Genomic DNA, 10804 nt, shown 5'->3' on the forward strand with positions numbered 1-10804 from the left:
AGACACCTTTACCATATCAGAATGGGGTTCTTTTTTCATCACTTAACAGGTGAAAATGAAAAAGTAAATTTAAGCTGCCGTTAGGCAGTTGGCACATGTTTCAACGAAAAGTATGAATTGTTCAGGTGTAATACTGGCAATAATTACATTTACGCTATACTAGTCTTGCATAAATATAGTTAAATAATCATTAGGAGATGGTTTTATGTTCGTGAAAAAATTAGTGATAGCATTATCCTCTTTCGTTACTTTGTTCACAGTTGTCGGTTATGCTGGGATTTCTGTCCATGCAGAATCTATTAATGATGATCTCGCTCAACCTAGTTCTCAAGGAGAATATACTGAAAAAGAACTAGAAGAATTAACAAATGAAATAGCAGAAGAGTTAGAATTTTATTTTAGTGAAATAGGTGAAATCGATAAACATGGTAAATACACGGTTACTAATCCGGAACTACTTAGACAAGAAGTAAACAAAGGTAATCCAATTGCTATTGAACTTTATCAGGCTAATTCAATAACACAAGGACCTAGAAATGACGGTATGATATCAACTCTAAGCACTATGGATTTTATCTACTGCACGGTAGGAGAAGAGTATGCTTGGATAGGAACATTACTTAGTGGACAAACAGTAAGAGCACTAACTGAAGCTCTCGCTTCTGGAGCGTGGACAACTGCAGGGAAAATACTTGCACGAGCTGCCTTAGAGATAGGACCCAAAGTGTCTAAGTCTGTTAATCTTGCTTTTGCGGCAGTTTCGTGGTCTGTATCAGCTTATAAATGTAGAGGGAAGTTTTAAGATTGCAAAAAAAGCTTACTAAATTTATAATTTGGCAAAGTATTGAGCCTCCAAAGAATACTTTTAGTAAAATACTTACAGGTATTTTCTGGTTGTTTACTATCTTTTTGATTTCTATGTGTTCAGTATTTATTTATGGATTAGAGATAAACGTGGTAATTAGAGTTCTTCTAATAGCATATTTGGTGCTAAACATTTTATTTACTGGATCAGCATGGGAAATAGTTGGCTATGAGAAAAAAGATTTTTCGGTTAGAAGATGGTTTGTATTGGGAAAATATGCCTTCCCTTTCTATCTCTGGTATGCTGTCTATTACTTGAAAAATCCTGAAAAATTTGGTTTAAAGGATTCAAAATAAGTTATAATCAGTGTTTTTTCCTTATTAAATTGTGATTATAAAAAGGAAGCTAATATAGTATATCAAGAAAGAGAGAGAAAGATAGAAACAAAAGAAAATAGTTCAATTATGGTATTGGCTTTGGTTTCTTTATTAGAATTTTACTTGCAGCATTTTTACAATTTTTCTCTAACAATCAAAATGCTTGGGTGATAACCCCTCCTTTTAGCACATTAATCGAGTTGATTATCGGTATTATAATAGCAAAAAACAAAAATAAGACTAAGTAATTTATCCAACATTAAAATGAAAACCGAGTTTGTCTTAAGGGTAATTAAGCAAAATTCAACTAATCAATTAACATAAAAAGGAGGGGTTACATGAATAAAATTAAATTTAAGTCTTCACTTTTGGAAAACATGTCGATAGGTTTAGCCTTTATAGGATATCTAGCCCTTATAGTCTTTAAATCTCCTTTATTTTTTATATTAAGTCTAGTAGGCTCTATATTTTTCCTTGAAGATGAATAGAACGATGTTGTGAGTTTGTCTTAATAGTAATTAAATAAAACTCAAACCTTTAATCTCATAGTAAAACTTTTTAGAAAGGAATAAATTTATATGAAAATTAAAAATTTAATTGATATTATTTGTTTTGCAGGTGTTTTTGTAATCATGTCAGGATTAATAAGTTCAAGTGAAAATTTATTAGGAAGAGTTGTTCCTGCTATATTACTTGTTTGGTCTGCTAATAACACAGTTTTAATTACTAAAAAGATATATTTAGAGAAAAACAAGAAATCCAATTTGTCTTAATGCTAATTGAGTAAAATTGATAAATAATATAACAAAAAAGTAGGTTGCCATTGTATATTTAAATAGTGACCTACTTTTTTTAGTTTTTTCTTAAAAATTAGTCACCGCATATCTCCTTTAAATAACCTCTTGTCTGATTTTTATAGATAGTATTCTTGTTTTATTATAAAGTTAAATTATCTCATAGAGAGTAGGAGGTTTAAAATGAAATTAGAAATCAACATAGACCCAAATATAAAAGAAACTATAATTAAAGTATTTGCAGAATCAATGAATAATGACGTAAAACTAGTTCAAAGTATTTTAGAACTTTCATCAGTTAATCGGATTGTAGGATTGAAAAATGAGGAGATTTTATTACTTGAACCAAATGATATTATTCGTTTCTTTACAAATGATAAAAAAGTATTCGCACAAACTATGAGGGATGAATATTTAGTTCGTTTAAGAATGTATGATTTAGAAGAAAGATTTAGATCAACTACATTTATTCGAATTTCGCAAGGTGAATTGATAAATTTAGACTATGTTAAAAGACTCGATTTAAGTTATAAAGGCACTATTGCTTTAGAGTTTAAAACTGGAGATATTTCCTATGTATCTAGAAGAAGTCTTAAAAACTTCAAGAAAGTATTAGGAATATAAAGGAGGAACTATCGTGAAATATCTAAAAAAAATTATAAGTGGAGCATTTATAGGTGTAGGAATAGGTTTTACATTAAACCTGATATTCTCTTTTCTAAATGGGGAATATTATCCAGGAGTTCCCAGCTTTTTAAATCAGTATGATTCAATGTTAATAGCAATTACTGTTCAAACATTGATTTATATGTCGCTAGGTATAATTCAATCTTTTTCAACTGATATAATGAATAACCAAAAAAGATCACTTTTATCAAATACAATTATTCACTTTTCTATAATCTTTTTACCATTGCTAGTGGTAGCATATATATTGCACTGGGGTAGATATTTGTTAGGATTATTAGTAATAGGATTTAGTATTTTGGTAGTGTATTTTATTATTTGGGTTGTATCTTATCTTAGTATAAAATCTCAGATTGATAAAATAAATCAAACTATTTCAAAAAAGGATAAATAAAAAGTGGAGATATTTTCCTGAGTTTGTCTTAAATGCAAGTATGTAAAACCCACTAAAACGGTTATAAGTATTGATATAAAAAGGATAGAGCAGATTTACTACTCTGTCCTTTTTTATTTTTCTTCTTTGAACTTGTCTTAAGGGTTAATTTAGTACACTTTTGTAAAACTAAGGGATCAGGTAAAACTTGATTAAATGAAGATGTTAAATAAAAGCATATCAAGGCTCTAAAATCAATTCTAAGAGGTTTTATAAATATTTAGGCATTATACCTAGATTAAGTCATTTAAAGCTTAAAGATACAAGCTAAAACTGTTTTAAATAGGATTATAAATCTTGAGTTAAATAAGATTGGCAAGCTGATTTTTATAACCTGTATAAACGGTATGTATTGAACCTAAAAACAAAAAAAGTAAGTTTGTGAATAATACCTTTTTATCCTTGTTTTGTAAAACTTTCTGGTATATACTCTATTTATAAGTGAATAATACCCTTTAATATAAACAATAAGGTATCACTCACAAATAGGCTTTAAAATGGAGGTTTTAACATGGCTAAGAAAATCCCTGATATTTTATCCTTAGATGAGCAAGAAAGACTACTGGATCAGTTCAATTTAAGGTACATTACCCCCCAAAGAAATCAAACAATGATTCAGCTTCTTTTAAATACAGGGTTAAGATTGGCAGAACTAACAAATCTTAAATGGAATGATATAGATCTAATGACTGGACAATTAAAAGTAGTTGAAGGAAAAGGATTGAAAGATCGAATCCTCTGGCTAAATGAAGAAACGCTTAGTATGTTAGGGAAATGGAAACAAAGGCAGTTTAAAGAGTGGGGTAGGAGCGATTTAGTCTTTACTACAAGGACTTTACATTCACTTGATGGAAAAGCCGTTAGAAGCATGATTAAGACCTATTCAGACAAGGCAGGAATAAAGAAGCATATTACGACTCATAGTTTGCGACATACCTTTGCAAGCGATCTATTAAGGGAAACAAAGAACCTTAGGATCGTCCAGAAGGCTCTCGGGCATGCTGACATATCTTCTACACAGATTTACACCCATATCGTTGATGAGGAGTTAGAAGAAGCGTTAAAAGGCTTTAGAGGCAGGTAAAAAAGTGTTCAATAAACCTATTGATAATCTAAGTAACCCTACTAGGATTAGTAGCCGTTAATTATATGTGGTATACTAGAAGCGTTCAAATAACTATATTGATAATCTAAGTCCCAATAGCAGTCTATATAATTATTGGATTTAGAATATATTAAAAATAAATGCTATATCTGTTCAAATAACTATATTGATAATCTAAGTCCCAATAGCAGTCTATATAATTATTAAATAGAAAGGGGGTATTTTTATGAGTGATAATATAAAGGATAAAAAGAAAAATCATAAGGAAGTAGAACAGTTATTAAGTTTTAATTATAAAGAAGTAGATGGAGAAGATTTTTATAGATATGTCTTTCCTAATAATCAAAATCAAGGGGAGTATAGTGAGAATTATTCTAAACCCAATAGTGTTTATCTGTATGAAGATCCAAAGGATAAGGGTACAAAAAGAAAGTTAAGAAGAAGGATTATGCTGAATGATAGATGGAAAGAGGATTATAAAGAATTTGTAAAGGATAACCCGATGACTTTATGTTCTGGATTAGCTTATCGTGGAATGAGGAATCGCTTGGAGAATGCTCAACAAATGAATGCTTTAGTTTTTGACTTAGATGCTGTAGGTAAGAATGAGTTGATGAATTTATTTGCCAGAATAGGGAAGAAGCCAGCACTTAGAACACTTCCCCAGCCTACTTTTATCGTAATGAGTGGAACTGGACTTCATATTTATTATGTTTTTGAAAATCCTATTGCTCTATATCCTAATATTAAGCTTCAAATGAAAGCATTAAAGTATGATCTAACCTTTAGAATGTGGGAGTATAAGGCAACTTCTATGGAGAAACAGATTCAGTATCAGTCAATCAATCAAGGTTTTAGAATGGTTGGATCTAAGAATGATAAGTATGATTTACCAGTTAGAGCTTTTAAGACAGGCGATAGAGTTACTTTGGATTATATTAATCAGTATGTAGATGAAGAAAAAAATAGAGTAGATGTAAATAAGCCTTTTCAGCCTACTAAGTATACTTTGAAAGAGTCAGAAGAAAAGTTTCCAGAATGGTATCAAAGAGTGGTGGTTGAAGGTAATAAGAGAGCAAAAAAATGGAATATAAAGAGAGACTTATATGATTGGTGGTTAAGACAGTCTTATAAGGTTAAGGGAGGACATAGATATTACTTTTTAATGTGTATGGCGATTTATGCAGTGAAGTGTAATATCTCTAAGAAAGAAGTTCGGGAAGATATGTATAAGATCTTTGATGAATTAAAAGAAATTGAACATAGTAATCCTTTAGAAGAAGATGATATTAAATCAGCTTTAGAAACTTATGACAGGCAATATTATAATTTTACCATTGATGACATAGTAAAGTTAACGGACATACCTATCGAAAAGAACAAAAGAAATTATCAGAGTCAAAAAGATCATTTAGAGATAGCCAGAGCAATTAGAGATGTGAAAATGAAACAGCAAAAAAAAGTATGGTGGAATGAAGAGGGTAGACCTAAAGGAAGTGGAACAAAAGAAAATTTAGTGAAGAAATATGTATCAGAAAATCCAGATCAGACCCCAACAGAAATAGCTAAAAATTTAAAAATTAGTCGTACAACAGTTTATAAATATATTTAGTGGAGTGTACAGCACTGTACAACAGCGTACAACGATTTGTACAGCATTATGATACAATGATTTATAAGTGAGGTGGCATATGAAGGAGAAAATTTATACAATAAAAAACTTGTGTAATGAATTAAATCAGCCAAGACAAAAGGTAAGAAGAAGGATTGAAAAGCTTGATATTAAGGCAATTAATGAAGATACAAGGATCCACGAAAATGAACCTCTGGAGTATGATCACCAAGCTTTTTTGAAATTAGCAAAAGAGTTTGATGTGAAGATCAATAATACAGAGTGTACAGCAAGTGTACAGCACCGTACAGCAAATGAACAGCACCGTACAGCAGAAGAAACGAGTAAAGATAAGCTGATAAAGGTGTTAGAAAAACAGTTAGAAGAAGCGAATAAATCAAGAGCAAATTTAGAAAAACTTTTAGATCAACAACAACAATTAACTTTGATTTCTAATAAAAAAATCGAATTATTGAGATTAGAACTTGAAGAAAAAGAATCAGAAAAACAGATTGATGAAGGAATAAATAAAGAAGAAATAAAAAAAGATGAAAAAAAGAAGTGGTGGCAATTTTTTAGATAGATATAAAGGAGAATGATGTAATGTCTGATAATAAAGTAGAAACTGAACTACTATCACAAATTAAAGAGGTACTTTTAAAATTTCCAAAGTATTGGGAGAAAGATGTTTTATTGAGAAATAAAGTTGCTGAAGATCTTAGGAATTATAACCAAGAATTAATCGAAGCACTTTTATCAAATCAATTAGTTAAAGATACATATTCAATTAGTTTAAATTCTACTAATATCTTTAAAATTGAAGAGTTTATTAGCATGCTAAGATATAAAAACTATTGGGAAAATAGCTATACAAAATATTCTAATGAAATTGGGTTAACAAGCGAAGGTAAATATTTAAATTACAATACAGATGTTGTTTTAGATTTTCCTCATAAAGACAGTGTTCTTGAAGGGGGAATGACAAAAGAAGATCAGGGAAAAAAAGAAATTTATTATCATAACGTGCTGGCTAAAGAAGAAATTGATACTTTGTTATCTCCAAAGGTACTTACAAACATTAAGAAATATGATAAAAATGGGAAACATGATATTGATGATTTTACTGATCAAGATAATTTAATTATTAAAGGGAATAATTTAATAGCTCTACATTCTCTCAAAGAAAGATATGAAAATAAGATAAAAATGATATATATCGATCCTCCTTATAATACGGGTGGAGATTCATTTAAGTATAATGATCGGTTTAACCATTCTACATGGTTAACATTTATGAAAAATCGCTTAGAAATTGCTTTTGAATTATTACGCGAAGACGGTGTAATTGTTATTCAATCTGATAATAATGAAAATCATTACTTAAAAGTATTATGCGATGAGATATTTGGAAGTGATAAGTTTGTTACACAAATAGCTGTTGAGATGTCTGCTACTCAGGGGATGAAAGTAGCATCAGCAAAAAACGGGAATATTGTGAAAAATGCTGAGTATCTATCTTTATATTCTAAATCTGGTCGAAAAAATGTTATGGAGCATATTTTATATGATGCTAGGTTAGAATATGACACACATTATTCAAAATATTTAACATCTGATAATAAAGTTGTAGATGTGAAAGATGTATTTATAAAAGAACATCCTGAAATCATTTTCTCGAATTTATCAGATATGTATAAGACTTCAGAAGAATTCAAAAAGTTTGTAGATCATAATCAAGGTAAAATATTTAGTTATGATAAAATTACAGGGTTAGATAAAAATGATTTTGAATTTGGTGTTGTAACAGAAGTTAAACGTAGAAATAGAAATTATCACGTAGAACGAAAAGAAAATAATCTCTGGCAGTTAATGTTTTTGAAAGCTTCATATGGATATGCCAATGATTTCCATTCATCTTATGGATTTAGGAAAATAAGAGGAGACTGGTGGTCTGGTTACTATCTTGATATGGGTAATGTAAATAAAGAAGGTAGCGTAAAGTTATCAAATGGAAAAAAACCAGAAAGATTAATTAAAGATTTGATAATTGCTTTAACAAATGAAAAAGATATTGTTATGGATTTTTTCATGGGTTCAGGAACTACCCCTGCCGTGTCTTTAAAGACAAATCGACAATTTATTGGAGTAGAACAATTAAACTATATAGATGATTTAACAATAGAAAGATTAAAAAATGTAATTGATGGAGACCAAAGTGGTATTTCAAAAAATATTGATTGGCAAGGTGGAGGTAGCTTCGTTTACGCAGAACTTTTTGAGTTAAACCAGTTATATATTAATGAACTTCAAGAAGCTGTTAACACAGAAGAAATTGAAATGCTTATTCATAAAATCAAAACGAGCTCTTTCTTAAATATTAAAGTTGATATAGAAAAACTACTGAGTAAAAAGGAAGCATTCTTTGGACTGACATTAAAAGAACAAAAATCACTGCTCATTCAAGTATTAGATAACAATCAATTGTATCTAAATTATTCAGAAATAGAAGATGAACAGTATAAGATACCAGAAGATGTAAAAGTCTTTAATCACTCTGTCTATCAAAAAGAAGGTGTAAAAGATGAGTAATGAGATCTTACACAAGCAGATTGTAGAGAAGTTTAATAGTATTTTTTCATCTCCACCACCAGAAGTGCCTGATTATGTCGCAGATAATTTAGGTCATAAACTAAGACCGTATCAAGAACACGCTTTATCGCAGTTTATTTTTACACAAGAAATCGACCAAGCTGATCTGTACTCTAATCATTTACTTTTTCATATGGCAACAGGATCAGGAAAAACGCTCGTTTTAGCTTCTAATATCCTTTATTTATACAAGGAACAAAACAAGCAGAACTTTATATTTTTCGTAAATAGTGACGCTATTATTAAAAAAACGAAGGACAATTTGACCAATACAAATTCTTTGAAGTATTTATTTAGAAAAGAAGGTATTGTCATTGATGGAAATCAGATTGATATCCAGATTGTTGATGTCTTTCCAAGCTTACCAGACCCTCACACAATCTATTTAAAGCTAACCACCATACAAAAGCTTCACTTAGACCTAACAGAGCCAAGAGAGAACTCTTTAACCTTTGAAGGATTGGAAGAATTGGAGATTGTTCTTTTAGCAGATGAAGCCCACCACATTAATGCCTGGACTCGTAGAGATAAAAGAAAACTTAATACAAAAGAACAAGAAGAAAGAACGTGGGAAAACACTGTTAATCGTTTATTAAAGCTAAATCCAGCTAACCGACTGTTAGAGTACACTGCAACGATTGATTTAACGAAAGATGTCTTATTTGAAAAGTATCGGGATAAAATTGTTTACCAGTATGATTTAAGGCAATTTATGAGAGATGGCTATTCAAAGAATGTCATGCTTTTACGAGCTGATGAAGAAGATAGAAATAAGATGTTAAACAGTGTTTTGTTAAGCCAATATAGAAAATATGTTGCAAGAGATCATGGAATCGACTTAAAACCGATTATATTTTTTAAATCGAACCTGATTAAAAACTCTCAAAATGCTCAAGAGAAGTTTATTAATCTAATTAAAGGTTTAGAAGCAGAAGAATTAAAAGAAGTAATAGAAAATGGCTATGCTATCTATAAGCACCAGCAAAGTATTTGGAGCAGTATGTTTGCTTATTATAAAAAGATAGACCTCAATCAAGTGGTTCAGGACTTAAAATGGGATTTTGCAGAAGGAAATCTTTTAAATGCAAATGATCGAGATTTTTTATCAGAAGAAAATGCTTTGATTTTAAATAGTTTAGAAGAAGCCAATAACCCTATTCGTGTTATTTTTGCAGTGGCAAGGCTGAATGAAGGCTGGGACGTTCTTAATCTCTTTGATATTGTTCGTATTAGTGAAGGAGCAACAAAAACAAAGGCAACAACGGACAGTGAAGCACAATTAATCGGTCGTGGTGCGAGATATTATCCTTTTGAATATAAAGATGAAGATTCCTATACCAGACGCTTTGACTTTGGGGGAGAAAAATCTGAACTAAGAGTGATTGAGTCGCTTCACTATCATACAATCAATGATAATGCCTATATTAAAAACTTAGAGAAGTCTTTAAAATCAGCTAATATTCAGGTAAAAGAAGATAAATACCATCATTTAGAAGCAAAGATCAAACCTTCTTTTAAAAAGAATCCTATTTTTAAAGAGGGAAAGATTTATATTAATAAATTAATTGAAACAACAGCAGAAGACTATAACACTTTAGAAAAGTATAATGTTTCAACTGTCTTTGATATACCGTTTGAAATGGCGATTGAACAGAAATATGGAAGCAAAATAACCTATAAAATAGCTACTCAAACCTATGAAGTCAGCTGGAAGGTTGAAAGAAAATATATTCAAAAAGCCATTCAGAGAAGACCGTTTTTTCATTATAGTAATCTAAAAAATTATATGCCTTCCATTTCAAGTATGAAAACCTTTATAGAGAGTAAGGATTTTTTAGGCGATTTAACTTTATATGTTTCTTTACCTTCTGAAACTGAAATAAAGGACTTAGATCCAATCACAAAACTAGAAATGGTAGAAAAATTCTTTGAATCTATGGAGAAGAAGATTCGATTAAACTATATGAAAAATCGTGGCACGCCTGTCTTTGAAGGTGTAAAATTTTCAAAATTAATTAATGATTATCAAATTGAATTAAACAAAGTCAATCAGGGAATTTCAGATATAGATGAATTAGTACAGCCTCGAAACATGCGAGATCATGATTGGTTTATTTATGATAAGGCGATTGTAAACTCTTGGGAAAACTCCTTTATTAACTTCATTAATGATTATATAAAACAGCTAAAAGAAAAATATAAAGAAGTTTATTTAACCTGAACAATTCATACTTTTCGTTGAAACATGTGCCAACTGCCTAACGGCAGCTTAAATTTACTTTTTCATTTTCACCTGTTAAGTGATGAAAAAAGAACCCCATTCTGATATGGTAAAGGTGTCT

The 10804-nt window shown here is 30.1% G+C and carries 11 protein-coding genes; all 11 read left to right on the plus strand.

Annotated elements, in window-relative coordinates; genetic code table 11:
• Positions 1-205: 205 nt before the first annotated feature.
• Positions 206-802, plus strand: coding sequence for a hypothetical protein (locus ACEN3Z_RS10855; RefSeq protein WP_091636838.1), 597 nt, complete (start codon positions 206-208; stop codon positions 800-802).
• Positions 803-804: 2 nt separating this feature from the next.
• Complete coding sequence (locus ACEN3Z_RS10860) at positions 805-1161, plus strand: hypothetical protein (protein ID WP_091636841.1); 357 nt, start codon at positions 805-807, stop codon at positions 1159-1161.
• A gap of 359 nt (positions 1162-1520) precedes the next feature.
• Positions 1521-1670, plus strand: coding sequence for a hypothetical protein (locus ACEN3Z_RS10865; RefSeq protein ID WP_407090877.1), 150 nt, complete (start codon positions 1521-1523; stop codon positions 1668-1670).
• Between the two features lie 90 nt (positions 1671-1760).
• Positions 1761-1955, plus strand: a complete 195-nt coding sequence (locus ACEN3Z_RS10870; protein WP_091636866.1) for a hypothetical protein — start codon at positions 1761-1763, stop codon at positions 1953-1955.
• Positions 1956-2159: 204 nt separating this feature from the next.
• A complete protein-coding gene (locus ACEN3Z_RS10875; RefSeq protein ID WP_022797277.1) occupies positions 2160-2600 on the plus strand; it encodes a LytTR family DNA-binding domain-containing protein in 441 nt (146 codons plus the stop codon).
• Between the two features lie 13 nt (positions 2601-2613).
• Positions 2614-3057, plus strand: coding sequence for a DUF3021 domain-containing protein (locus ACEN3Z_RS10880; RefSeq protein WP_407090878.1), 444 nt, complete (start codon positions 2614-2616; stop codon positions 3055-3057).
• 550 nt (positions 3058-3607) lie between these two features.
• Positions 3608-4180 (plus strand): tyrosine-type recombinase/integrase, encoded by a 573-nt coding sequence (locus ACEN3Z_RS10885; RefSeq protein WP_069286749.1) that lies wholly within the window; start codon positions 3608-3610, stop codon positions 4178-4180.
• Positions 4181-4427: 247 nt separating this feature from the next.
• The gene (locus ACEN3Z_RS10890; RefSeq protein ID WP_407090879.1) at positions 4428-5813 is read left to right on the plus strand and encodes a hypothetical protein; all 1386 of its coding nucleotides are present in this window, start codon (positions 4428-4430) and stop codon (positions 5811-5813) included.
• Between the two features lie 79 nt (positions 5814-5892).
• Positions 5893-6396: a DUF536 domain-containing protein gene (locus ACEN3Z_RS10895; protein WP_407090880.1), complete on the plus strand. Its 504-nt coding sequence runs from the start codon at positions 5893-5895 to the stop codon at positions 6394-6396.
• Positions 6397-6416: 20 nt separating this feature from the next.
• Positions 6417-8402 carry a DNA methyltransferase gene (locus ACEN3Z_RS10900; protein WP_407090881.1) on the plus strand — a complete coding sequence of 662 codons (1986 nt, stop codon included), beginning with the start codon at positions 6417-6419 and terminating at the stop codon, positions 8400-8402.
• Complete coding sequence (locus ACEN3Z_RS10905; protein ID WP_407090882.1) at positions 8395-10683, plus strand: DEAD/DEAH box helicase family protein; 2289 nt, start codon at positions 8395-8397, stop codon at positions 10681-10683. The genes ACEN3Z_RS10900 and ACEN3Z_RS10905 overlap by 8 nt, the downstream gene beginning before the upstream one ends.
• Positions 10684-10804: the final 121 nt, after the last annotated feature.

This window comes from Ruoffia sp. FAM 26254, assembly GCF_045528545.1.
GTDB lineage: Bacteria > Bacillota > Bacilli > Lactobacillales > Aerococcaceae > Ruoffia > Ruoffia halotolerans.

Excerpts from the sequence above, each read along its gene's own strand:
- ACEN3Z_RS10855 (WP_091636838.1), top strand. The coding sequence starts at position 206 with ATGTTCGTGAAAAAATTAGTGATAGCATTATCCTCTTTCGTTACTTTG.
- ACEN3Z_RS10865 (WP_407090877.1), top strand. The coding sequence starts at position 1,521 with ATGAATAAAATTAAATTTAAGTCTTCACTTTTGGAAAACATGTCGATA.
- ACEN3Z_RS10870 (WP_091636866.1), top strand. The coding sequence starts at position 1,761 with ATGAAAATTAAAAATTTAATTGATATTATTTGTTTTGCAGGTGTTTTT.
- ACEN3Z_RS10875 (WP_022797277.1), top strand. The coding sequence starts at position 2,160 with ATGAAATTAGAAATCAACATAGACCCAAATATAAAAGAAACTATAATT.
- ACEN3Z_RS10885 (WP_069286749.1), top strand. The coding sequence starts at position 3,608 with ATGGCTAAGAAAATCCCTGATATTTTATCCTTAGATGAGCAAGAAAGA.
- ACEN3Z_RS10890 (WP_407090879.1), top strand. The coding sequence starts at position 4,428 with ATGAGTGATAATATAAAGGATAAAAAGAAAAATCATAAGGAAGTAGAA.
- ACEN3Z_RS10895 (WP_407090880.1), top strand. The coding sequence starts at position 5,893 with ATGAAGGAGAAAATTTATACAATAAAAAACTTGTGTAATGAATTAAAT.
- ACEN3Z_RS10900 (WP_407090881.1), top strand. The coding sequence starts at position 6,417 with ATGTCTGATAATAAAGTAGAAACTGAACTACTATCACAAATTAAAGAG.
- ACEN3Z_RS10905 (WP_407090882.1), top strand. The coding sequence starts at position 8,395 with ATGAGTAATGAGATCTTACACAAGCAGATTGTAGAGAAGTTTAATAGT.